The 24974-nt window shown below is 44.9% G+C and carries 20 protein-coding genes; 13 read left to right on the plus strand and 7 right to left on the minus strand.

The window, feature by feature from the left end; translation table 11 throughout:
• On the minus strand, positions 1–303 hold the full coding sequence (locus tag GWP43_RS14900) for an Rpn family recombination-promoting nuclease/putative transposase (RefSeq protein WP_230977631.1): 303 nt from the start codon (positions 301–303) through the stop codon (positions 1–3).
• Between the two features lie 41 nt (positions 304–344).
• Between GWP43_RS14900 and GWP43_RS15690 the strand changes: the two genes are divergently transcribed.
• The 7 genes from GWP43_RS15690 to GWP43_RS08850 all read left to right on the plus strand — a co-directional run bounded on the left by GWP43_RS15690 (position 345) and on the right by GWP43_RS08850 (position 8925).
• On the plus strand, positions 345–800 hold the full coding sequence (locus GWP43_RS15690) for a hypothetical protein (RefSeq protein WP_462218609.1): 456 nt from the start codon (positions 345–347) through the stop codon (positions 798–800).
• A gap of 182 nt (positions 801–982) precedes the next feature.
• Entirely contained in the window at positions 983–3112 is a 2130-nt protein-coding gene (locus GWP43_RS08825; protein ID WP_230977632.1) for a TonB-dependent receptor plug domain-containing protein, read from the plus strand.
• 41 nt (positions 3113–3153) lie between these two features.
• Positions 3154–4431 (plus strand): hypothetical protein, encoded by a 1278-nt coding sequence (locus GWP43_RS08830; protein WP_162663847.1) that lies wholly within the window; start codon positions 3154–3156, stop codon positions 4429–4431.
• A gap of 69 nt (positions 4432–4500) precedes the next feature.
• Positions 4501–6384, plus strand: a complete 1884-nt coding sequence (gene prcA / locus GWP43_RS08835; protein ID WP_162663848.1) for a dentilisin complex subunit PrcA — start codon at positions 4501–4503, stop codon at positions 6382–6384.
• A gap of 18 nt (positions 6385–6402) precedes the next feature.
• Positions 6403–8280, plus strand: coding sequence for a dentilisin complex serine proteinase subunit PrtP (prtP, locus tag GWP43_RS08840; RefSeq protein ID WP_230977633.1), 1878 nt, complete (start codon positions 6403–6405; stop codon positions 8278–8280).
• Positions 8281–8420: 140 nt separating this feature from the next.
• Positions 8421–8546 (plus strand): type II toxin-antitoxin system RelE/ParE family toxin, encoded by a 126-nt coding sequence (locus GWP43_RS15695; protein ID WP_230977634.1) that lies wholly within the window; start codon positions 8421–8423, stop codon positions 8544–8546.
• Between the two features lie 61 nt (positions 8547–8607).
• On the plus strand, positions 8608–8925 hold the full coding sequence (locus GWP43_RS08850; protein WP_162663849.1) for a HigA family addiction module antitoxin: 318 nt from the start codon (positions 8608–8610) through the stop codon (positions 8923–8925).
• Positions 8926–9093: 168 nt separating this feature from the next.
• Here the strand turns inward: GWP43_RS08850 and GWP43_RS08855 are convergent, their stop codons facing one another.
• The 6 genes from GWP43_RS08855 to GWP43_RS08880 all read right to left on the minus strand — a co-directional run bounded on the left by GWP43_RS08855 (position 9094) and on the right by GWP43_RS08880 (position 16707).
• Entirely contained in the window at positions 9094–11289 is a 2196-nt protein-coding gene (locus GWP43_RS08855) for a bacterial Ig-like domain-containing protein (protein WP_162663850.1), read from the minus strand.
• A gap of 122 nt (positions 11290–11411) precedes the next feature.
• A complete protein-coding gene (locus GWP43_RS08860; RefSeq protein ID WP_162663851.1) occupies positions 11412–14057 on the minus strand; it encodes a cadherin-like beta sandwich domain-containing protein in 2646 nt (881 codons plus the stop codon).
• A 98-nt stretch (positions 14058–14155) separates the two neighbouring features.
• On the minus strand, positions 14156–14839 hold the full coding sequence (locus GWP43_RS08865) for a hypothetical protein (protein ID WP_016523480.1): 684 nt from the start codon (positions 14837–14839) through the stop codon (positions 14156–14158).
• A gap of 147 nt (positions 14840–14986) precedes the next feature.
• Positions 14987–15649, minus strand: coding sequence for a TonB family protein (locus GWP43_RS08870; RefSeq protein ID WP_162663852.1), 663 nt, complete (start codon positions 15647–15649; stop codon positions 14987–14989).
• The gene (locus tag GWP43_RS08875) at positions 15630–16031 is read right to left on the minus strand and encodes an ExbD/TolR family protein (RefSeq protein ID WP_162663853.1); all 402 of its coding nucleotides are present in this window, start codon (positions 16029–16031) and stop codon (positions 15630–15632) included. The genes GWP43_RS08870 and GWP43_RS08875 overlap by 20 nt, the downstream gene beginning before the upstream one ends.
• Positions 16018–16707, minus strand: a complete 690-nt coding sequence (locus tag GWP43_RS08880) for a MotA/TolQ/ExbB proton channel family protein (protein ID WP_162663854.1) — start codon at positions 16705–16707, stop codon at positions 16018–16020. The genes GWP43_RS08875 and GWP43_RS08880 overlap by 14 nt, the downstream gene beginning before the upstream one ends.
• A 314-nt stretch (positions 16708–17021) precedes the next feature.
• Here GWP43_RS08880 and GWP43_RS08885 point away from each other — a divergent pair, with 314 nt between their 5' ends.
• The 6 genes from GWP43_RS08885 to GWP43_RS08915 all read left to right on the plus strand — a co-directional run bounded on the left by GWP43_RS08885 (position 17022) and on the right by GWP43_RS08915 (position 24878).
• Positions 17022–17441, plus strand: a complete 420-nt coding sequence (locus GWP43_RS08885) for a hypothetical protein (protein ID WP_162663855.1) — start codon at positions 17022–17024, stop codon at positions 17439–17441.
• Entirely contained in the window at positions 17419–18564 is a 1146-nt protein-coding gene (locus GWP43_RS08890) for a nucleotide-binding protein (protein WP_162663856.1), read from the plus strand. Before GWP43_RS08885 ends, GWP43_RS08890 begins: the two co-directional genes overlap by 23 nt.
• 10 nt (positions 18565–18574) lie before the next feature.
• The gene (locus tag GWP43_RS08895) at positions 18575–20776 is read left to right on the plus strand and encodes a FapA family protein (protein ID WP_162663857.1); all 2202 of its coding nucleotides are present in this window, start codon (positions 18575–18577) and stop codon (positions 20774–20776) included.
• Between the two features lie 11 nt (positions 20777–20787).
• The gene (gene lgt, locus GWP43_RS08900; RefSeq protein WP_162663858.1) at positions 20788–21777 is read left to right on the plus strand and encodes a prolipoprotein diacylglyceryl transferase; all 990 of its coding nucleotides are present in this window, start codon (positions 20788–20790) and stop codon (positions 21775–21777) included.
• A 488-nt stretch (positions 21778–22265) separates the two neighbouring features.
• Positions 22266–22727 carry a transcriptional regulator NrdR gene (nrdR, locus tag GWP43_RS08910; protein WP_162663859.1) on the plus strand — a complete coding sequence of 154 codons (462 nt, stop codon included), beginning with the start codon at positions 22266–22268 and terminating at the stop codon, positions 22725–22727.
• Positions 22728–22781: 54 nt separating this feature from the next.
• A complete protein-coding gene (locus GWP43_RS08915) occupies positions 22782–24878 on the plus strand; it encodes a ribonucleoside triphosphate reductase (protein WP_162663860.1) in 2097 nt (698 codons plus the stop codon).
• Positions 24879–24974: the final 96 nt, after the last annotated feature.

The following is a 24974-nucleotide window of genomic DNA, read 5'->3' on the forward strand; positions in this document are numbered from 1 at the left end:
TCACTTTTTGACCTTTATCGGTAGAGACTTTTTCCCATATCTGTTCCGCCAAGGATGGCGGTGATTCCACGCAGCAGCGATGTTTTGCCGAATGGCAAAACTCGTGTTTTCCGATAGACACGGAAGTCTATCGGAAAACGACATCTCCACATCGATTTTACGCCCGTCATTTAAGCGGATTTTTATATCCAGCCGTCCTGTTTTATCGTTGTAAAATCGGGGAATTTGTTCGCTATTCTCGATACGGACATCATCAAAATCATCCTTGCTCAACTGACTAACCAAAGAAATAAATTCGATCATAATGTCTTTATTTTCCTCGGTACCAAAGGGACAGAAGCGGCATGGATGCCGCTGGTTATATCAGAAACGATGTTTCGGCAACAGCCGAAACTCGTTCTTTCCATTGTACACGGATGTACAATGGAAAGAAATGCGTAATCATTCCGAGCGGTAAACCGCATGGGGATGATAGGGGATTTTCTCATATTTGCCTCCTACAGTCCTTATATAACTTTTGGAACAAAATGGCAGGAAATTATCCAAAAACTGTTACGCAATCCGCTTTAGCGGATATTCGGAATTTTGGCAAGCAAGGTTTCAATGCCAACCTGCTTCGCCGCAGCGAGCTGCGGTATCGTTTTGGGCGAACGGTTGACATAAAGCACCCGCATCCCCATCACAAGCGCAATTTCCGCAACCTTTTGCCCGATGTATCCAAACCCGATAATACCAAGCGTTTTCCCCGTCAGCTTAAAAATTTATCATTGCCCGTTCCAATCTATACTCGGTATTCTTAAAACATATTGTTAATTATTGAAGAAAAACGCTTTTTCTTCAATCTTACTTATGAGAGGGTTGTCTCTAAAAAAATTTACAATCTCAGATGTAAACCTTGACTTATCTTTTTGATTTATATATAGTGATGCCTCTAAAATTAAAATCGTAAACGGTAAACATTATGAAATACTGTAAAAAATGTATGATAGCAGCAATGTTCTGCTGCGGTGTAAGTCTGTACGCGCAAGAAACCAAAAAAGCGCCGGTTATCGTCATTACCGGAAACAAAATTGAACAGGTAGCCGAAGAATCGGTCGAAAAAGTAACGGTTGTTTCCGAAGAAAAAATAGCCGAAATGGGTGCAAAAAATGCAGCGGAAGTGCTGCAAAATATTCCCGGTGTTACCATAACGGAACATCCGATGGAAGGGGTATCCATGCAGGGTTTCAGCGGAGCCTACGTCAAAGTGCTGATCGACGGTGTGGCTGTCGGCGGAGATGTCGGCGGCGCCTCCCCCATCGCACTTATTCCGGCTTCGGACATCGATCATATCGAAATCGTAAAAGGCGCTTCGTCCGCACTCTACGGTTCTGATGCGATGGGCGGCGTTATCAATATCATCACAAAAAAGAATCGGACAAATTGGTCGGTTACTACTAAACAAGAAATAGATATCCACAAACACTATTACGGTATGGCGGGCTTCTCCTTTAAACATAAGGCGTTCGGTTTACAGGGAATAGGATCATTCGACAATATGCCCGGCATGATAACCCGCAATGCCGATCCGCTCGGACGGCAAATAGATACCTTTATTTTCCCGAAAACACGCATGGGATTCGGGAGACTTACAGCCGACATTTATACCACGTACGGACCGGTAAAGCTGTACGGAGTATATACAAATCATAACCGTTACATGAATCAGTCGGAAGATATTGCAAACCGATTTATCAGCGAAAAGGGAGAAGCCGGTATAAAAAGCTCGCTGACATTCGGAGAAATGGCACAGGTCAATATTTTTTCAAGCTACAAATACTTCAAACATATCTTTGATGAAATATATACGGCATCGGGAAGCCCAAACCGACGGAATTCAGTATTCCATGAACTTGAAAACGAGATTAACGCTAACTTTGATTTTTCCATCGCACATTCATTACTCGCAGGTATAAACGCAAAATGGGCGATGATGCAAGGCAGAGAGTTTCCGAAGCCCAAACATTCAGTGTTGTTAGGGCTGTTCACCCAATACACATGGAATATGCAGGGAGAAGACGTACTGCGGCTTATTAGCGGATTACGTTTTGATATTGCCCCACCTTTACAAAAAGGAGAAGGCACATTAGCCCAGTTTACCCCTAAATTCACCTTGCGATACGACCCGCTGGATTCCCTCACGATTCGCTTTTCTTATGGAATGGGCTTTAAAGTTCCGACCTTGCAGCAAAAATATTGGCTGTTTTTCCATTCCGCACCGGCGAACTTTGTGTTATTAGGCAATCCGGCGCTCAAACCGGAATACTCTCACGGTTTTAATGCATCCATCGAATATAAACCGGTGAAAGGCCTGACATTCGGTATAAGCGGTTACTTTAACTATGTAAATAACCTGATATTCGCAGTTGAAACCGATAAACGGACAGGCACATTTCCCGATGCGAACGGCGTTCTCCATAGGGTTACCGGTATCCGCCAATATCAGAATATCGACCGTGTAATGACAACCGGCGGCGATTTTTCCGTACAATATCAATGGAAATGGATAGAGACCACGCTGACATACACCATTGCCGGTATGTACAATTACGATCTCCAAAATAAGCGGTATTACCACGGCGCCTATTATGTACCTCATCAGATTAAACTCAACATCACCGGTATTATTCCGGTTTGGTTAACACGAATAACGCTGGGTATTAACTGGGATGCACCGCAAAACATCCGTCGAGGATATGATATCAGAGCTGCCGATAAACTGAAATTGACGGATGAAAATTACATTGCGAGCCCGGACAAGCTGCTGCTCAATCTGCATATCAGCCAAAAGTTCTGGAACGATCGAATTGAAGTGTATGCCGGTATAAAAAACCTACTGAACAATATCAGCTTTATGAAAGGTACGGACGGACGGACAATGAAAGACTTCTACGGTTTGCAAGAAGGAATTGTAGGGTATTTCGGCGTCGGTATTAAATACGATGCGGCTCCCGTTAAAAAAGAGCAGAAACCGCAGGAACCTGCACAGGATGCAGCGCCTCCGGCAATGCAGACCGGGGAGAGCATACCGATGCCGGCTGAAGGAACGATGATGCCCGGAGTACAGCAATAAACAGCTCCTTTTATACCTATTTTGATTTGAGAGGAATAATCATGAAACGATATAACACGATAATACCGGCAGCGCTGCTGTTGTTCGGTTTAATAAACGGGTGCACGCCAATACTGGTAAAAACGCAGAACACTATAAAGAAAGATTCCTATGCGTTTACGTCGACGCCGCTTCCCGGCGAACCGAAAACACCGTTCCCGACGGCAAATGTCGATTACGATAATCACAATCGGATGATTTTTTTCGACTGTACCAACGGTAAGATGAAAACGATAGACAGCGACGCATGGGATATTGCCATTGCCGTAGGTGATGTACCCGATAGTTTTCGGCTTCCGGACGGTTCGACAAGTAGCGCACCGAAAGCAATATATGCAGTAACAAACTCCGGCGATTACGGCGAACACGTCCGGTTGCTTCCATTTAAAGCGGGTACGGCATCAACCGATTATATGGGAAAACGGTTAGACGAAATCAAGCAGGTTTCCTTTAAGTACGGCGAGCAGGAACTGTCTCCGTTTCAAAACGATCCGGATAATCCCGCTGCGTCGGTTGCAAACCCGTTTTATGAGGCATTAACAAACGGTAAGCATTATTTGCTGAAAACCGGTAAAACCGACGATACGGCAAAAGTATATGAAATTTGGTTTGACGCAATAACACCGGCAGTCGGGGCAGCCTTTACGTTGCACATCAAACCTGCAACCCTTTCGGCGGCAGCCCCGGGTGCAGCACAACCGAAAACCATAGCAGGATTCGGTGTCGAGTATACGCTGACCGGAACCGTAAACGGTGACTACAGCTTCAATTACATCAAACTTGGTGCAACTGCTGCTTCGGCAAAAATACTTGATACGGAACATGACAATATTCCGAAAAAAAACGAATGGCAGCTCCTCTTTGTACGTACCAATGTATATGCCAAAGAGATGGGACAGATGCTCAAGAATGACGGCATCGTCAGCACGTCATCCATTCTTACCAACTCGCCTGCCGGAGTAGAAACGGCGGCGCTATACGGATGGGATTTCCCCGAAGTAACGGCAGCTCCGAAACCGGTGCATTTTATAAAACAGGTCGATGGAGTCGGCAAAGGATTTGCCAATTCTCTAAACGATGATCCCGAAAAACGGAGAAAAGCGTGGTACTACGGGTTAAACATGCCGCCAACCTTTTATTTATCGCGCATAACCTACGTTTTTAAATGGGGAGTACCTTCCAATATGCATTATGTTAAATTCCGTCCGGGAACCTTCTACGGACCAAACGGTGAAAAATTTTATGTAACATTCCGTTATGCTCATGTAACTGCCCCATAACGAGACTGCTGAAAGAAATCATCACCTCTTCTCGGATACATATATCGAATACATATATATGGAGAAATTATGAAAAAATTGCATCATTATCCTTTTTTTAAGTGCGCAGCAGCGTTATGCTGTATCGGCGTATTTATCAGCTTGTTTACGGCTTGCCCCAACGGACAAACACCTAAAAAAGGTGTCGCCGTTACCGTCAACGTATTGGATTCCGTAGGCGGGGTTCCCATTACGGAATCTACCGTACTGACGGTATATAAGGTGGGCGCAAGCCGTTCACTGTATGATCAAGTAAGGATTGTCAACGGCAGCGCCCTGCTCTATCTCCTTAAAAACCAACGCTATGATTTTAACTTGAGCGGAGCGGAAAATGGGCGTGCAGCTTCGGTTATTGAAAACTACTGGATTAGAACTGCGGATATGCAGACCGTTACGATGATTCAACGCATGATTCAAAAGGGAGCACAACCTGAAGCGCCGTCAATTCAATCCGTTACGTTAAACGGCCAACCCTTCGAAGACGGTAGTGTTTGGTCAAGTGCGGTCGGTCAAACAATGAAGCTTGAAATCGTATTTACATCTCGCTCACGCGCTATCCAAGCGATTCCGGATAACGGCAACTTCGGATGTGCGGTCGGGATTGGGACATCTCCTTCTTCTCACAATAACATCGCTACGGTTTCGCCTGTCTGTAAACGCGATATCGACGGGAGCTGGAAGTGCACGGCAAACTTCTCTTTCGATAAAATTTCTTTTCCGAATGAATTCAACAATTTTGTTATTACTGCCTACGATGTTGCCGGGAACCGTGTAGAACGGCATATCAATTCCATTGAATTTCAGGAACGCCGCCCGGGCTTAAAAACCATAGAAGGGGCTTCGATTAGAGGCTTTAGAGTTGAAATGCATCGCTATCCTCATTCGTTAAAGTTGTTCAATAATCCGGGACAATCAGGAACACGCCCGTTCGGTGTTACGGCCCACAATGGAGAGAGTACTACCTCCGAAGTACTGCTGTGGTTCCAAATCAAAGATCTCGCATCGCAGGATTTACCAATCCGCGGCTTTTACATATACCGGCGTATACAGGGGCAAGCCGAATGGACGCTTGTAGGCCGTCAACAATATGCAGCTGATTATACCGGAGAACAGGACTATCGGTATCCCTCATACATAGGTTTTCACCTCGGCTATGATACCGATTCCTCGCTTGAAGAAGGTGTAACGTATGAATATAAAGTCAGACCCTTTATCGACGGCAGTCATTATCTTGATTCACCTACCGCAACGGCACGCCTTTTACCGGCATCTACCATAGAGTTGATAAATCCTGCGGACAACGGTGTGGTAAAAAAATCGGAACTGGACAATCTCAGTTTCTCCTTTAAGATAACCAACCCCGCTCTCTGGGATAACCGACTGGCGGATGCTTTTTCATTTGGCTTGCTTATTACCGAAAAAGCATCGACTGAAAATGTTGTGTTTGCAGGAAAAGTAAGCGTAGCCCTAAAAGCGACAGCCGGAAATAGGTTAAAATTGCAATATGCCGTTTCGGGAAATCCGAAAGAATACTCCTTTAAAGAATTACAGGAACGGGGATTCATTTCCGGAAGCGCTGTGGAAGACGATTTTATTTCGTACCGCAACGGCATTGTAACGATTCATCCCCGCTACCTTAAAACGGCAGCATTCAATCATCCCCTGTTCAAAGATGCAAAGTTTACAACCGGCTGTACGTATGGCTGGGATATTCTCGATTGGGGCGAAGATGCCAAAAATATTTCGGATAATGAACCGGCAGCATTCACAGCAGTGTGGCTGAGTAAAGATGCGGATGGGAATGAAATTCCTTACCCCACTGAACCGCTCAGTTCCAGCGAAAGTTTTGTCAGCCATCTTCGGTATCCGGGAAGTTTGAACGGACAATGTTATTTTAAAGTAATAGAAGAATAAAGAGCGATGAGGTTTATAATGAAACACCAAAGATACCGTTTTGATATATTGTTTTTTTCAGCAGCAGTATTTGTCATATTGACTGCGGGATGTTCGATGGGCTTTGTCGGTACGGCACCCGAATCCGACAGAATCGGCGGTGCACAAAGCGGCACCATGAATGCCAATACCGCGTTTAATTCTGAATGGATTATCAACCAGCAGGAACGACATAACGCGGATGAGCGGGTTCATGAGGGATATTCGATTGTTAAAACCACGGCCTCGTTTAATCAGGACGTTTTTACTGCCTTAAATGGCAGCGTTGTCGGTGCCCAGGATTTACACGACGGATACCTATATTTTTTAATAAAAACCGGATCCGACGCTGCGCAGTTCCGTACCGCAGTGCGCGCCATGGATGGCGTACTCTATGCGCAACCCGACTATCACTACGATGCTCCCGCACTCGTCGCAGATGATACAGCGCGTCCTCCGTACCGGAATCTCGGCACAACCGGCAGAGGATATTTCGGCACACAGGATGGCAATCTTACGGAAGACCCAAAAGCGGATCTTGCCGACTGGGGGCTCACCGTAACCGGCGCCCTCGAAGCATTTAAACGCTATGATGCACACGATGCGGTTCATCCGGTACTTGCAGCCATTATCGACACCGGTGTAAACAGCTTACACGAAGATTTCTATGATAAGACAAATCACTCTATCATCCTTTATGCAAAATCTTCGTTACACAGGGGAAGTTCTGTACAATACTCGCCCCCCCAGCCGGTACCGCTCCACGAAAACTGGGATAATCACGGTCACGGTACCCATTGTTCGGGAACAATTGCAGCTGTCGGAAATAATGGCAAAGGAATTTGCGGCGTTGCCCATGCGCACACCAAACTTATCACATACCGCGGCCTGGATGCATCGGGTGGCGATAGCTATGCAACATATTCATGCCTCGGCGACCTGGCCCAAATCATCACCGAACTTCGCAAAGAGCCCGGTGCACGCGATTCCGCCGTTTTTGCCGGATTGCCGTCAAACGTTATCTCTTATCCTAAACTGACACAAAAAACAGTTCCCGTTAATCTATCACTCGGCGGCTATGCCGTACACCCCTACGAGGTGGAGATGATGAATAAAGCGTTGGCCGCCGGTATCTTACCGGTTATTGCAATGGGCAATGACGGGAAAACGCTCGCCGCATATCCCGCAGCGCTGCAGGGAATTTTAGCCGTAGGAGCAACCGCAATGGATGACACGCGGGCAGCATTCAGTAACGGAGGAACATGGATGAGCGTGTGCGCTCCCGGTGAAAGTATTTACAGCTGCGGGAACGGCGGCTCAAACTGGTCCAATTATCATTCATCCGATGTAAAAACAAGCTATCGGTGGATGAGCGGAACGTCGATGGCAACACCGTTCGTAACGGGGGTAATCACCTATCTTTTATCGATTAATCCCGACCTTAGCCCGTACCAAATTAAGGCACTGCTTGAAAATACCGCCGATAAAATAGATCGACGTTCACCCTATGGGCAATACGATTCACGCGGCTTTTCTAAATGGTACGGCTATGGACGAGTAAATGTCTTAAACGCAGCAAATGCCCTTAAAACAGGCACCATCCCCGCTGAAGGAAGCGTATACAGCGAAAAGGCAGTAAAAATAACCGTAAAAAAAGCAGGCATATCCCAAACAAAAAAGCAAGTATGGCTATACGAAAAAGAGAGTGGTATTTGTGCAGCGGTCGGACTTACCGATGAGCATAACGGCACCGTTAGTTTTTACGGCTTACGGACAGGGTTTGCGTATGAAATCGGTATTAACGATGCCGGCACATACAAAACCTACCCCGTTACCGCTACAAACGATACCGATATAGAATATACTTTTTCATTGTAAAAAATAGTGAGTCTCTAAAACTTCACTGTCGCCGACAGGACGCAAGCGGTTCCAACAGCTTTGAGATTTGCAAACAGCAAATCTCAAAGCTAAACAAAGAGATAGATAGTATCCACACGAATAAAAGTAAAAAGTTACTGATGACGATTCAGAATGTTGCAAGAAGAAAACTTCGAATAATTGAAGCTGCAAAAGTTGTAGAAGATTTAAGGATCCCTCCTGGTAATCGTTTAGAAAAACTTGTGGGGAATTTAGACGGATTTTAGTCAATCAGAATAAATGATCAATGGAGAATTGTCTTTAAGTTTGAAAATGGAGGTGCAGAAAATGTTAGAATTACAGATTATCACTGATGAAAAATTACCCAATATTCATCCAGGGGAAATTCTTAAAGAAGATTTTTTAGATGCGATGAATATTTCTGCATATCGCCTGGCAAAAGAAATCAATGTTCCTGAAACAAGAATCTCCGAAATAATTCACGGAAAGCGTTCAATTACTGCGGATACCGCTATCAGATTTTCAAAATTCTTTGGAACGACGGCAGAATTCTGGTTCAATCTTCAGAATCTGTATGATTTAGAAGAAGAAAACAATAATCACTCTCTAGAATTTGAAACAATAAAAATGTACGCATATACATAAATTATCTAACATCCGCTTAACCTGCCATTGTCGCATCATAAAAAGTATACTTCCGTATGGAAGCTGCTGCCTGCACTTCACCGAAAAAGAAAAACCCCAGCCGATGGAAGTCATCAGCTGGGGTTTCCCCGCTTTTACACAGGGTTGGTTGGAAGAGATAACAACTGATTAGTTAAATTCCCGCGCTATGATAGGCAGTATATCTCTGTCGTTAAAACCTACTACCTTTATGTTATTACCGTTAAAGAAGGTATCATCTCCAAAATCATCTTTCCCCTTATATATGCAATTCTGCTTATCAAAGTCCGCAGGAATACCGGTACCCTTTATTTTCTTTATAGAATCCTTAAATCCTTGTTTGTTACTGAAAATCGATTCTACTTCATCTTTTTTAAGGTAGCGATGGTTAGAATCCGGTTGATTTCGATATGTATTACTGATTGATGTACCTAACTCAACATCACCATAACCAGTATTATCAAAATACCGTACACCGATATATTTTGTATCTTCTACTTTAATAATTACATAATAATTTTCCCACTGGGTTGGAGCCGAAAATGCACTTGCTTTATATTTCTTACCATCCTTATCGACAATATCACCGAAGGCGTAGGTTTCGCTCGGCGGTGTCGGCGTTTTGACGGTAACAGTAAAGGTAGCGCTCTTTTTCTTGTAGGTAACGGTTATCGTTTTGATACCTTCCGCCGAAGAGTCAAAGCCGCTTATTGAGTACTCGTCTTTAGTAATCAACCTTTGGGGAGCTTCCGTATATTTTACATAAACACTCAGACCGGCCGCATCAAACTTTTCACCGACTGCATACTCTTTTTTACTCAGCCCATCTTTAATTTCCAACTCTTTTACAATCTTCCATGTTGCTTCATATCCCGCATTTTCTTCGGGGAATTTTTGAGGCAAAAGAGGTGTCCATGCATCAAAATCGGCATCATCTTTTTCCGGTTTGCCGACCTCAGCTTCTTGTATTTTCTCACCGTATTTTCCAGTTAAGATTTTTGTTGGCTCAGAGCCGATCTTACCGCCTTTCGCATCGAATGTAAGCGTAACAGTTTTTCTGACGTAATAAATCTTTACAACAGTTGAACCGTCCGCCTCTATCGTCTCCTGCGTAACCGTAGGGGTTTCATAGCCCTTGTACTTCGCGTCCGTTCTTGCATTTGCCGCTGTCAGCTCACCGATTTTACCGGTTTTGCCTGTATCCTTATCTCGAAGATCATAGTTGCCTTGTGTATGTGTATCTGCAGGGCACACTTTTCCTGTGGCGGGATCGACTTTCTGCGTCCAGTGCTCAACCGTGTAGGTTGCTTGCTGTGCCGGCTGATCTTTCCAGATTGCTTTATGTTCTGTATTTGCAGTAAACCTAGCCGGCACCGGCGGCTCCCATTTTACGAACTCCTTTCCCTCTTTTGTCGGTTTAGCGGGGGGGGGGAGCAGATCCGCTTCATACCTGCCGGAAATATCTGAAATGGAATTTCCGCCGTCCGTGTTAAACTTTGCGGTAAAGATATTTCTGTCATAATAAATATCTACAATGGTTAAACCGTCAGCCTTTATTTTTTGCTGAACAATCTTTCCATCCACGTGACGTACCTTGCTGAGGTGGAAATTCTGATAGGTTTTTGCTTGCGCTTGTGTGTCTTCATCCGCGATGCCGGAAAGCGATTCTTCTACCTTATCCGTATAGGTATCGCCTATGATCGGCTGGTTCCAATGTCTGACGGTATAGTTTGCCGATTCCAAAGAATTCCACTGTGCGGTGTAGGTAACGTCCTCTTCAGGGAATGTTGCGGGCGGATCAACTCTTACTTCTGTGCGGGATTTCCAGCTGCTGAATTTCATACCGGCTTTTTCCGGTTTGGTGATAGTCTCTGTTACCGTTTCACCGTATTTACCCTGTACCTTTTTATTATCAGCGCTTGATCCGAACTTTCCACCGTTCGGATCAAAGGTAAGCGTAATCGTCTTCCGTGCATAATAAATATTGACCACGGTGGAACCGTCGGCTTTTATGTTCTCTTGCTTTATCTTTCCGGCAGGATGCTTTGCCGTATCCAACTCAAAACCTTCCTTTTCCTGTGCAACAGCCTTTGTTCCACTGCCAACCAAACCTTTCAGTCCAGTCTGAGGTGCGGTATCGTAACCGGTTCCGTCAACCTTTTCCCAATTATGGTTGACCGTATAGGTTTTCTCGATTGCACCGCCTGTACCACTACCGGGTCGCACATTCTGGTTACAAGAAAAAAAGAGCGACATTGCGAGTAATGCGCTTCCCGCTAAAAGGCATGTACGCCAAACATTTCTGCGCAATCCTATCCGCTGCAGACTTCTTAGACATTTAGTCATCTCTGACCATCCTAAACATACATTTCGCTTGTTAAAAGCAATATGTAAATAAAAGCTAACAACTTATAACGCAAAATCGGCTGTTTTATAGCCGACTTTGCGTTATATTTTTACTTAACCGATTATTGAGCCTGCTTTAAGGTAAGCTCGCAAGAATTTTGGACTCCTGCTTGTACAAGAAGTTTTTCTACTCCATAATACAAGAGTACATCTCTACCGAGTATCTTCTCGTGTATGTATACCTCTACCCTGCATTCATGTCCGACCGGTATACCGCATAGCGGTATATTTGTCGGAAAACTCATGCCACGAACAGGAAGTTCATTGCTCGCAAATATCACATCCTCGCCTTTTCCATACAATGCTTGATCGAGCGCGACAATACTCATCGATGCATTTGCCGGTATGGTAAAACTCGATTTGATTGTTGCAATAACCGTAGCGGTAGGGGTTGAATTTCCGGTTATAGTAACCGGTACACGCGTCAGAGCAGCGGCAGTACCTTGAATAGTAAAAGCACCTGCCTTTATATCACGAAGACCGTTAGGAAGATCACTCAATGCAGCTTTAGGTAAGACTGCTTTAAACGTAGTAGAGCCGGTTATCACGGCCTTTACCCACTTACCGCCTTTCTCTTGTTGAATAGGCAGTCCGGAAGAACCTACCCATATCTCAGAAACGACATCTGAAGGATTAGTAAATGAACCGGTTACGGTTAAACCTTCCGAGGGCAAAGCACTCAAATCGATTATTTGATCCTTTACAATGTTGTCAATTGTTATCGTTGTGACAGGGGTCGTTTTAATTGTAATGGTATACTCTTTTCTATCGCCGTTTTGTGCCACAACCGGGATTGTTACTTTATCGAACGGCGGGTAAAAAGCGTTCGTATATTCTCCCTGCCAACCGTCGATAGAGGCTTTTTTACTTTCCGGTGTCGCCGTTACTCTGATTTCTGTAATACCGTGCGACAAAGTGAGCGTATAATCCGTCTTCGCAGGTGAAAATGCTTCGTTTAACGGAATTGCATAAAATTTATAACCGTTTCCGTAATACTGAACTTTAAGATCGGTAAGCGAATTTTTCGCTTCGGCGTTCGTATCTACTTTTTTTATCCACAACGTATAGACATTCGGAGAGTATTCGTCAACTACCAATACATCTGACAGAAGGATTATCTGCACGCGGACATACCCCGGTGACCTCGGCATATCCTTTGTTAAATCGACCGTTGCCGAACCATTAAATACCTTTTCGGTATCTTTGTTAATTCTAATTTTCATCTTGGTTGTCAGAGGGAATTCCGGTACTGCGGTTATCGTTGTACTGGCAAGACTTTTCGACACCGTTGCATCAAAGTTTTTGGTTCCAAACACTCCGGATTTTTTATACTCGTTAAACGGAGCCGTATAAAAGTCACTTAAGCCAGTGCCCGTAAATGTTTTCAGTACAAAACTGCCTTCAGGCCGGATTGCTTTGATGGTATATTGCTTCGTGCTCACCGCATCCGCAGCGGTAACGGTAATAACAAAGAGGTTCTCCCCACCCTTGAGCGGCGTAAATTTCGTGTTTTCGCCGGACTTTAGGATAAGAGGAGCACTGTCGTTTGCAGTAACCGTCATAACAGCGTTTGCATCATCGGGTGTTGCCTGAATATAAAACTGGTCGCAGCTCGCATTCATTTTACACGTATAGGTATATGTTGCTTTAGCAAAGGTTGCGGGAGCTTCTATCCAAGGTTTACTAATTCCGGACAATCCGCTTTCCAGTACCAATGTTTTAAGCGCAGCATTTGAAGAAGCGCCTGTACCGGCTTTTTTTACAGTTATAGTATATTCATAAGCATTGGTAGGGCTCTCCGTTTGCTTTGTTTTTATCTTTATTATATTACTGCCTTCCTGCAACGCCTGTACTTCTCCGCCATCAACCGTTGCGGTAATACCGGTATCTACTGTAGGTACAACCTTTATTTTGCTGACGCTTGCCGGAACCCCAATCGTATATGCGGAATTATATGCCTGAAAGAGAGGGGAAAGTGCAAAACTTTGACTTTCATCGTCTGCGTTTGTTACGGTAAGCCCTTTCAGTACGGGAACTTGTGGTGTAAGGGAAGGATCGCTATAAGTAATAGTTACCGTCGTCTTTTCTTCTACACCGTTATGAATAACCGCCACCGTCAGCTTTTTTACTTTTTCACCCGATCCGAAATTCACTTCCTTCTTATTTGTTTTAACACCATCAATAGTTACGGGACCGGCAGATTCGGATGTTTCAACCTCGACTTTAGCTTTCGTTGTTCCAACGTTAGCAAGATAACCGGAAGTAGCCGAAAAAGTTACCGGTACGGATTTATTGGCATCATCGGTAACGATAACCTTTTTTATTGCACCCGCATTATACCGAATCTTTACCGTATGGGTTTGAGTCTTACCGTTATAGGCAATAACGATCGTGCTCGTTTTGCTATCCTCATTGGCGGCGAATGTGAAATCTTTTGTTCTTGTTTTGGCACCGTCTATCGAGACTTCCGCACCAAAAGGTTGAGCGTTTACCGTCAATCTGGCCTTATCGGTCTTTACCGTTGTGCTATGCACAGTATCATTTTGGATAAGCTCACATGGATTACCGTCACCATCCGTTACGGTAAACCGTGCAGTTATGATGGTTTCCGTATCGTTGCCGGAAGTTCCGACATTTGTCTTACAACCGGCTATAATAATACTGAGAAAAAGAAAAATTGTACAAAAATATTTTTGTAAATGTTTCATATACACTCCTTGCTCCGTCCCGTTATCCGGAACAAAACAATATAAAAGTTTGATTCCGCCGTACGGCGAAACTATCGTCAAAAACCGTCAAAAGTCGGTTATTGCTTTAGCCCGTTTTTCATCGAAGAAGACATTGTCTTATGTTGATCGGCCGGCATAGTTGGAAAGCGTTCATGCATTGCCGCTGTATCATACACGACACTGAAACTGATATACACCGTACCGCCTTTTTTATAGATAAAGCCATTAATAGAAGTGTTTGAACGAACTTCCCATTCCTCAGTATCATTTTTAGCATAAAACATCATTATTCCTTTTTTACCCGTAAACGAAAACGACTTTCCGTCAGCCGCAGGCGTAAGAATAAGCCCCGTATCGGGCAAGTTCTTATCTTTTTCAAATTTGTAACCGATATCCACCGGCATACCTTCGTATACCATCTTGGGAGATCTAAAGAACAAATTGCCCGAAACTTTTTTATTAATTGTAATATTTTCGAGATACGGTCCGTATTGCTTTCCGTCCATTGTTACCAAAGTAGAACCTTGGTAGTTACCAAGAACATCAGCTTCTGAAATAAGCTCCCGTTCCGCTGCAGGCGGCAGCTTTCCTTCATCGGGTACAAACAGATCAGCACCATTCAGATTGGTTCCATTCGGATTGTTTCCCGTTCCACATGCCGAAAGGCACACCACAAGCGCCAAAAGACCGGCCAAAGCAAGAACTGCTCCTGTACCTGCCTTACTTTGAAAGCGCCCAAAAAACCGGAATTTTTGTTTCATAATTCCACTCCTTCATTTTTAAAAGACAAGCGTTACGCTTGATAATTTCGTTAAATATAAGCGGCGTAATACCTTACACGGCTTACAAGTAAGTATTAGGTAACTTTTTATGCAAGTGTATTCCATAATACTTAAAAGTCCACTCCCCTATCCTTCCAGCCGGTACTCTAACGTAACCGTCAGCTCAATTTGTTCCGGCGCAGAATCTCCCAAAGGAAAGGGAGCCGCAGCACGGACACTTGCCAACGCGGCCTCATTTAAAAATTTATACGGGCACGGGCTGATAATATCCGCCTTAACAAGCTGCCCCGACCCTAACACGAGAACGCTCAATGTAACGCTCCCTTCCTGATTATGTTTCCGGGCAGCTTTAGGGTATATCTTTTTTGCCGCTATCCGCTGCAGGATAATGGCCTTGGCATCCGTGACAGAACTACCATTCCCACCGGCTATACCGGCAGAAGTTTCGTCCTCTTGTGCCCCCTGTGTTTCCGCACCCGAATCGACAACAGCCGAGTCGGGCGTCACAGCCTGTTCAGACTGGTCAGCTTGGATATTTTGCGGCTCCGGTATTGTTTCGGATACCGGAGTTTCTTTCCGTTTCACCGTCTTTTGCACACGCTGTTTTTGAGATACGGGTGCTGCGGGAGCAGGCAGCGGAGGACTTTGCATCACAAATTGGGTTTGTCCCGGCGCCGGTACGTCAAACGAAATATGCAAAAATACTGCGGCTATGATAACAAAATGCAAGACAGCGGCTGCCATAAAAACCGCAACGGAGACGATACCGTTAGTTTTGCGGATAATCATGTTTTACCGCCGCATTCCGTATGCCGCTCTTATTCAGCACATCCATTACCGCAACAAATTGTTTAAAAGCTAAGTCTTTATCGCAAGATAAAAACGCCGCGGCATTAGGATTTTCGGCTGTCCGCCTTTTTAAAAACACTTCCAATTCAGCCAGATCATAACGCTGCATCCCGATATACACATCGCCGTCTTTATTCACAATAATTTCAATATTTTTTTCGCGTACCGGCGCACCCGATTCAGCTTCCGGCAGTGCAACTTTCATTACCGGTTTTCCAAAAGTAGAACCGATCATAAAAAAGATAAGCAGAATAAAGACGACATCTATTAATGATGTAATATTAATTTCAGCCTTTCGCCGCTCCGGCTTAAACCGTTTCATTGCAGTGCTCCGTATCTCCGGCCGGAACATCGGAAGATTGCTGCGCCGTATGAAGTCCGTTTAATACGGAGATCAGTTGTTCCATATCGCGGACTCTCCGCATACTTACCCAATCAAATAATTCATACACAGCAAATGAAAAGATTGCAGTTACCAGTCCGGTTGCAGTCGTAATCATCGCTTCCCAAATACCGCCTGATAAAACCGTAATATCTACGCTGCCTCCTAAAGCGGCAATCTTCTGAAACGCTGCCATCAAACCGGTAACGGTTCCCAACAATCCGAGCAGCGGCGCAACGGCAGCGATACGGGAAAACAAAATAAACCCGCGCTCTTGTACAGCTATAATGCCCTGTACGGTTCGTTCAAAAGCTTCTGCAAGCGCTCCGGATTGGGTGGAACGATATTCAAAAAAGACCTGCCCCACACTTTCAATACATGAGTTATGCAATCCTTTCTTTTGAAATGCAGCTTGAGTAATTACCTGCTTATGCAAAAAAGCCGCTTTGCATTCTTTTAATATGCTATAAAAAAGTTTACGCTTATATTGTGTGCTTATATAATAGACCAGCCGCTCAGCTGCTGTTGCGAGTACAACAAGATATAACAGCAAAATCACATAATTTACGGCTTTGCCCTTCTGCATTAAATCGATAAAATAGTATAGTCCGTCCATAATTGCCCCATCCCGAATGTAACCTAGGGATTACTTATTTAACGGACGCAATACTACTGAAAAACATTCATAGTGTCAATAATTTTTTCTGGAATTTTTCCCAACAGAAGGGCAGACACATCGGAACAGCCACAGACGATAGCGGTTCCATGCAGTAAACAAAGAGACTATGAGTTTTAGAATAGACTTTCCGTAAGCTTTTTGAAAATAACGTTACTGGATACAAGGCGCTATTTTCAAAAGGACTTTGATACCCTGTCTGACTGATAGCGAGCCCTTGACCTAACGTAATCTTGCGCATACACTCTATAGAAATGAACAAGAAAACGGTTGCTGCCTATTGTGCCGCTTTTGTGTACGAAATAATAAAAGTTTTTTATATTGCTGCCTTTTCCGTCGGCTATCTGCAGAAGATATCCTTCTTTAAATATAGTGCACTTGCGGCGCTCTGTATGCCGGTACTTTTATGGCTGATGCTCGCATTAAATGAAAAAGACTTCCACTGGGCACTCTATGCATCCGCATTGTTCAAATTAACTGCTGTTTGCGCCGAATTCCTCTATATTTTTCAGCGGGGATTTGCTATAATAGGGATTGTCTTTAACTCGGCACCGAGCAACGGCAGTCTCGATTTTTCAAAGGGAGTGCTTTTTTTCCTTGCAGCCGATACGGTGTTGCTGTTTTATTCATTTATAAAAGGGAGTGTGTATTATGCAAATAATACCGATTGCTAGCGGAAAGGGCGGGGTCGGAAAAAGTCTTCTTTCCGCGAATCTTGCAATTGCCCTCGGACAGGCAGGAAAAAATGTTCTGGTTGCCGATCTGGATTTAGGCGCATCGAATCTTCATTTGGTTCTTGGGCAGCAATCGAACGCGCACGGAATCGGTACTTTTTTGTCGGGAAATTCTTCATTCGGAGATATTATTGTAAATACGGGGTATCCGAACGTACGTTTTGTTCCGGGCGACTCCGAAATTCCCGGCTTCGCAGCCTTAAAAGCCTCCGATAAAAACAGCTTAATCAAAAATATGCTTAAAATGGATGCAGACTACTTGATTCTTGACCTCGGTGCAGGAACACACCTCGGTATTCTGGATTTCTTTTTACTTTCCCCGCAGGGCATTGTCGTTACCGCACCATCGGTTACCGCGATACTGAACGCGTATCTTTTCTTAAAAAATGTCGTATTTCGTATGCTTTACGGAGCTTTTAAGCGGAACAGTCCGGGTTTTAAATACCTTGAAAAGCTCAAATCCGATTCCTCGTCCATGCAGCGAATGTACATTCCTCGCATCATTACCGAACTCGAAAAAATCGATCCTAAAAACACCGAGCTTTTTTTGTCCAATCTGCATAAATTTAAGCCCCGGCTTATTATGAATATGCTCGACGATCCGAAAGATGCCGACAAAGCCTTAAAGATCCGCCGGTCATGTCAGGAATACCTCAACATCAATCTTGAACACCTCGGTGTTATTTACCGGGATACAATACAGGATACGGCGCTTGCATCACGTTTACCTGTCATCCTATACAAACCGCAAGCTATGATTTCTCAGGCAATCTACCGCATTGCCGACAAAATTCTACAGTCCGAAACCGAAACTTTTCAAAATGTGGCGGATTACGCCGAATATACCGATGAGACATTTCAGTCTGCCGAATTGGAAGCCGAAACCGACTTCCGCTCAAAGATGGGCTATATCGAAGACCTTATCGGCAGTGAAGCACTGTCAATGAACGATATTGCCGAAATGCTCAAGAGCCAGCAATATGAGATTTCCGTTTTAAAGAAAGAAAATGCTTTGTTAAAGCGGAAAATAAAAATAGCCCTTGAACAAGGGTATCGTATATAAGCGGTATAATATGAAGTGGACGATAAAACAAAACGAAAAAATTAAAAAGTGGTATTTTTCCGTCAGCGGCGTAGACAATAAAGAAAACTGCGTATTTCCCGCCTATGAGGAAATAGTTGAACAGGCAAAAAAAGAAGGGGTGTCTACCGAAAACCTTATTAATGCACAACAGTTTGAACGTTACTTTGATAAAATAGTGTATGGAACGACAGTACCGCTTCCCCTCGAAATCGAGCTTGATCCATCCTTCGATACGCGGCTCATTATCGATCCGGACAAAACAAAAGCAACGCTCTATATACGGAAAGCAAAAGACGAGCCGCACAATATCGATAAAAAATTGATTACAACAATGCTGAATAACAGCCAGATTGCAAACATCGATTTTAAAGTGCTGGATCAAAAAATAGATGCTTTTATCGAAGCTCCCGATCGGGAAATTGAGCTTGTCATTGCAGAAGGCACACTACCCGGACGAGGAAAAGACCGGTCGCTTATTCCGCACATTACGAAATTGGATGAGGCAGAAGATATTCTGCTCCGCAAGAAATTGCTCCATGCAGTGGGAACAGCTCGTGAGCAGCCGCAGATGATATACGACAAAGATTTCCCGCTTTCCGAAGCACAATCTCTTTCCATCGTCGCAAAACATGATCTACTGTATGAATTTTCAAAATCGGAACTCGGGACAAGTGGAGCGGATATTTACGGGAATACTATTCCGGGGTTACCGGGCAACGATCCTTTTGTGCTGGATTTACGGAATATCACGCAAACGAATGACGAATTGAAGGCCGGTTGCAATGGAATCCTTTTATCGGCGGAAAGCCCTGACGGCCTCAAGCTACGTATTATCCCGTATAAAGATGCTACGGTCAAAGCTGTTATCAGCGACGACAAAATGGAAGCCTCTCTCATTCTCGAATCGGGAAGAGGGGCAGGAGCACGCCTTTCGCTTTCTCGCTTAAAAAAAGCATTGGACGAAGTGAACCTGCCTCCTGATCGGTATACCGACAAAATACTGAAAGACGCTATTTACGAAGCACGACTTTCTTCCGCACCGGTTAAATTTACCGTCAGTAGGGGTATACAGCCGGTTGCCCCGCATTCGTACCAATTCGACTGGAAGGTTGATTTCGGGTATTCAAACAGTGTTTCGGTAAAACGGGGAGAAACCCTCCTGGAAACACTCTTTCAGGAAGCCGGCGAAAAGGGCTCCGATGTATTCGGAAACACTATAGAAATCAATCAGGCAGCACTGTTAAAACTGCCCCAAACCGATAACACCATCCGTGTTATTAAACAAGGAAGAAAAATTTCGTTCGTAGCGGCTGTGCATGGGGAGTTGATACGTACCGGTGAAAAGCTCAAAATACTCAATTCAAAGATTATCGATACGGATGTAAATAAAGAAACCGGCGATATTATCTTTGCCGGTGATGTGATTATCAACGGGGATATTGATGCAGATCGCAGCGTAAAAGCGGGCGGCTGTTTAACCGTCAACGGAGATGCAGGCGTATCGCTGGTGTACACTAAGGAATCGCTTTTAATGAACGGCGGCATACGGGGAGAAAGCCGCGGCACGGTGTGGGCAAAGAATACGATGGCGCTCCATTTTGCCGAAACGGCACGGCTATTTGCAGGCGGTAATATCTATATCAATGAGTACAGTTTCCGCTGTGTCGTTAAAACAAACGGTCAGCTGATTATGACCGGAGAGCCCGGTAGTTTTATCGGCGGAAATGCTCATGCGGCTCATGGTATCAATGTGCGAAATTTAGGGGATTACAAAACCGTCCGTACGATTATTTCATTTGGACAAGACTACCTGATAAAAGATAAGATAGAGGTATACGAAAAACAGACACAGGACAACCTGTTGGAGCTTGCCCGCATAGAAGGGGAATTAAACGACTCGGAAACCCCTGCCGACCGTATCCAAGAACTGCGGGAACAAAAAGTCATCTTACTTAAATCAAACACATCTCTCGGCATAAAGATTTTTAAGCTGAAAGAAAATTTTGAATCGCATATTTCTTCGGAAATAAAGGTAACCGGCACCGTGTACCCCGGCGTTATTTTGGAAAGTCACGGCAGATATTATGAAGTACGCGAACCGGCTTCTCATGTCATATTCACTTTCGATTCAAAACAGGGCAGGATAGTCTGTAAGCAAATTGAAGATAAAATCGAGTTTACGGCGGAATAAGAGGTATTTTTATGATTTGTGCTATTCAATATCCGTCGTGGATACAACCGGAGATTATTCCGGGCTTTCCCTTTTTACGATGGTACGGGTTTATGTACCTCGTTGCCTTTACAATCGCATTCGTACTGTTTAAGGTACAGGTTAATAAAGGCGAATTACAACGGTATGCAAAAAGCGAAAAGCCTATCACGAATGAAGATATTATTGACTTTTTTACCTGGTCGCTTTTCGGACTGATGCTCGGTGCCCGCATTTTTGCAACGCTGGTATATGAGCCGGAATGGCTTTATTGGCAAAAGCCGTGGTTGATCTTTTGGCCGTTTTCCAAAACAAGAGAATGGACGGGGCTGCAAGGGATGTCGTATCACGGAGGTTTTATCGGCTGCTTCTTAGGCGCCTTTCTGTGGACAAAGCGGCATAAGCAGGACTTTTTTGCATGGGCGGATACCGCAGCAGCGGGAATACCGCTTGGCTACACCTTCGGAAGGCTCGGAAACTTTTTCAACGGCGAACTCTACGGGCGTATTACGACAAGCCCCATCGGTATGCTCTTTCCGTCGGTACCGCTCCACGACTGCTTCCCGGTTAAAGAAGCATGGGTACGGGAGTTTGCAGCAAAAGCAGGAGTCGCCATACAGGAAGGCGCGCAGTATGTCAACCTACCCCGCCACCCGAGCCAGCTGTATGAGGCACTTTTTGAAGGAGTACTCCTCTGGATTGCGGTATGGCTGGTACGCAATAAAAAACCGTTTAACGGCTTTTTATTTTGCTTCTACACCATCGGTTACGGGGTTGTTCGTTTTTTCATCGAATACTTCCGCCAGCCCGATTATGAGCTGGGCTTCCGGATTGCTGCTGCTGCGGACGAGGCAAATATCTATCTTTTTAGCTCGTTCAAAAATATTTCTACCGGACAAGTCTTTTGCTTTATGATGATTGCAGGCGGATTTATCGGTATCGCTCTTTTAGCTCGGTACAATCGGAAGAAGAACCGTGGATAAGCCCCTGTTGCCTACAAAAAAACAAAACGATAATTTTACCTTTTCACTCCTTCCATTCGGTACGCGGACAGGGTACGCCGTTATGTTGCTGTGCATTGTTGCGGCCTCAGCCCTTATGTATAGTGAACGGCGCCAGCTGCCGATTTTGGGAATCATACTGAGCTGTTTTGCATTGTTTGTGCTATGCTACGTAGATCGGTGGCGCTTTAACTGCACGAAAAAAGACCATAGAGTATCGGGTGGGCCTTGTTTTTCTTGCTCTGCGCAAGCAGTATTCCTTCTCAGACATCGAAAAAGTCGAAACTGAGCGCTTTGTCAAAGGTCTGTTTAAAACAGAGTTTATAAAATGTATGCTGTGTTTACGTACCGGAGAAAAAAAAAAAACCGTCGCCATTTTTCCGGCACGCAACAAAGCGCTCGAACGACAGTGGAAAACACTCTCGGCGTTTTTCGCCGATTAAAAAAAACAATTAAAAAAGGGAGAGAATATGCGCTGTCCGTATTGCGGAAGTGTTGACGACAAAGTGGTAGAGTCCCGAACGCTCGGGCAAGGCGATTGTATCAGGCGGAGACGAGAATGCCTCAGCTGCGGGTACCGCTTTACCAGCTATGAGCGGATAGAAGAAAAACCGCTGATGGTGGTTAAACGAAACGGACGGAGGGAACCCTTTGACCGCGCGAAATTGGAACGCGGCATCGAACGTTCGCTGGAAAAACGTCCCGTTTCGATGAACGAAATTGAAAACATCGTCAGCGATATTGAAGATGCGGCGGTTATGAATAGTAAGAGCGCGAAAGAAATCAAGAGCACGGAACTGGGCGAAATGGTACTTGCTCGTTTATACACCGTAGATAAAGTGGCATATATCCGGTTCGCATCGGTATATAAGAAATTTAATGACCTTGATGAATTTATCAATGAGGTGAAAAAAATACATGAGCATCTTTAAAAAACTGAGATTTTTAGAGATGCTCACATGTCAAATATGGGGAGGAAGAAAAACATGGATCAAGCGGTATTTCCTGAATGGACGGCCTTTTTAGGAGACACAACGATAGAAACAAAGCCGGTATTGCGGTCGGTAGTAAAACGGTCGGGTGATATTGAAATCTTTAATCGGAATAAAATAAAGATAGCGATTCAAAAAGCAATCGAGGCGGTTACCGGTTCGGCGGATGAAGAAAAAGCCGATTCGCTGACGGCTGCGGTGGAAGAGAAACTGACAGAGTTGATGGCTTCGCGCCATGCTCATTCTATTCCCGCAATCGAGGAAATTCAGGATATTATCGAAAATGTTTTGATCGAACGCAATGAAGCAAAAATCGCAAAGGCTTTCATCCTCTACCGTGCAAAACGGGAAGCTGTCCGCGATGCGGAGCGGCTGATGATCGATATCGACAAAACGATGAATGGCTACTTGAGTAAAAGCGATTGGCGGGTGAACGAGAATGCCAATGTCAACTTTTCGCTCGGCGGTCTTATCTTACATAACTCCGGCACGATAACGGCAAACTACTGGCTTAAAAATATCTACACACCGGCAATCGCCGAAGCGCATCAGACAGCCGCTTTCCATATCCATGATCTTTCGATGTTTTCGGGCTATTGCGCGGGATGGTCGCTCCGGCAGCTTATCCAAGAGGGTTTAGGCGGTGTTCCCGACAAGATTACGTCGAAGCCTGCGCGCCATCTTTCCACCCTCATTCAGCAAATCGTAAACTTTCTCGGCATTATGCAAAATGAGTGGGCGGGGGCGCAGGCATTCAGTTCTTTCGACACCTACCTCGCACCCTTTGTCAAAGCTGATAAGATGGACGAAAAGAGTGTAAAGCAATGCCTGCAAAGCTTTATCTACGGGGTTAACACGCCGAGCCGTTGGGGGAGCCAAGCACCGTTTACCAATATCACGCTCGACTGGACATGCCCCAAAGATCTTGCCGATAAAAAAGCAGTAGTCGGCGGAAAGGAAACCGATTTTACCTATGGCGATTGCCAAGCGGAAATGGATATGATCAATAAGCTCTTTATCGAGCTGATGCTTGAAGGCGATGCGGCAGGGCGCGGCTTTCAGTATCCTATTCCGACCTACAATATTACCGAAGATTTTAAGTGGGATAGCCCGAACGCCGCCCTCCTTTTTGAGATGACGGCAAAATACGGGACTCCGTATTTTCAGAATTTTATCAATTCGGATCTTAACCCGAGCGATGTCCGCTCCATGTGCTGCCGTTTACAGCTGGATAAGCGAGAGCTGCGGAAACGAGGCGGCGGTCTTTTCGGCTCCGATGAATTTACCGGCTCCATCGGCGTGGTTACCATCAATATGCCGCAAATCGGCTACCTTGCGCGTACGGAAAAAGAATACTTTGACCGCCTCGACTATCTGATGGAACTTGCCAAAACCAGTTTGCAGATTAAGCGCAAGGTGATTCAGCGGCTGTTGGAGGGAGGGCTTTTCCCGTATACGCGCCGGTATCTCCAGCACTTGAACAACCACTTTTCTACAATCGGGATTTGCGGCATGAACGAATCATGCCTTAACTTCCTCGGTGAAACTATCGTTGGAGACGCCGGTAAGGCCTTTGCCGAAAAAGTACTGACCCACATGCGCAAGCGGCTCGCTGATTTTCAGGAACAAACGGGCGATCTCTTTAACCTTGAAGCAACCCCTGCCGAAAGCACTTCATACCGGCTTGCGCGGCATGACAAGCAGCAGTTCCCCGATATTATCACCTCCGGGGAGCGCGATCCTTACTATACCAATTCAAGCCAGCTGCCGGTTTCGTATACCGCCGATGTGTTTGAAGCCTTGGATCATCAGGAAGCGCTGCAGCGTAAATACACCGGCGGTACGGTATTCCATATCTTCTTAGGTGAATCGATTAAAGAGTGGCAGGCGTGCCGTGATTTGGTTAAAGCGGTTGCGTCCCATTACCGTATCCCGTATTTTTCCATATCGCCGACCTTCTCCATCTGCCCCACGCACGGGTACATCGACGGAGAGCATTTTGAATGTCCCTTGTGTAAACGCGAAAAAGAAGCTGAATTGGAAGCCCGCCTACGTGAACTGGAAGCGGAGAGGGAGGCCTTGGGCTACTAACCATCAGAGCAATCGCATCAGACTATTTTTAACAGCCCCGCAGAATAAGTGAGGTCGTTCAAGCAGAATTTCGCCGCGTTGCGTCTCAAATGCTTG

Origin of the sequence: Treponema vincentii (assembly GCF_010365865.1) — a bacterium.
Lineage (GTDB): Bacteria > Spirochaetota > Spirochaetia > Treponematales > Treponemataceae > Treponema.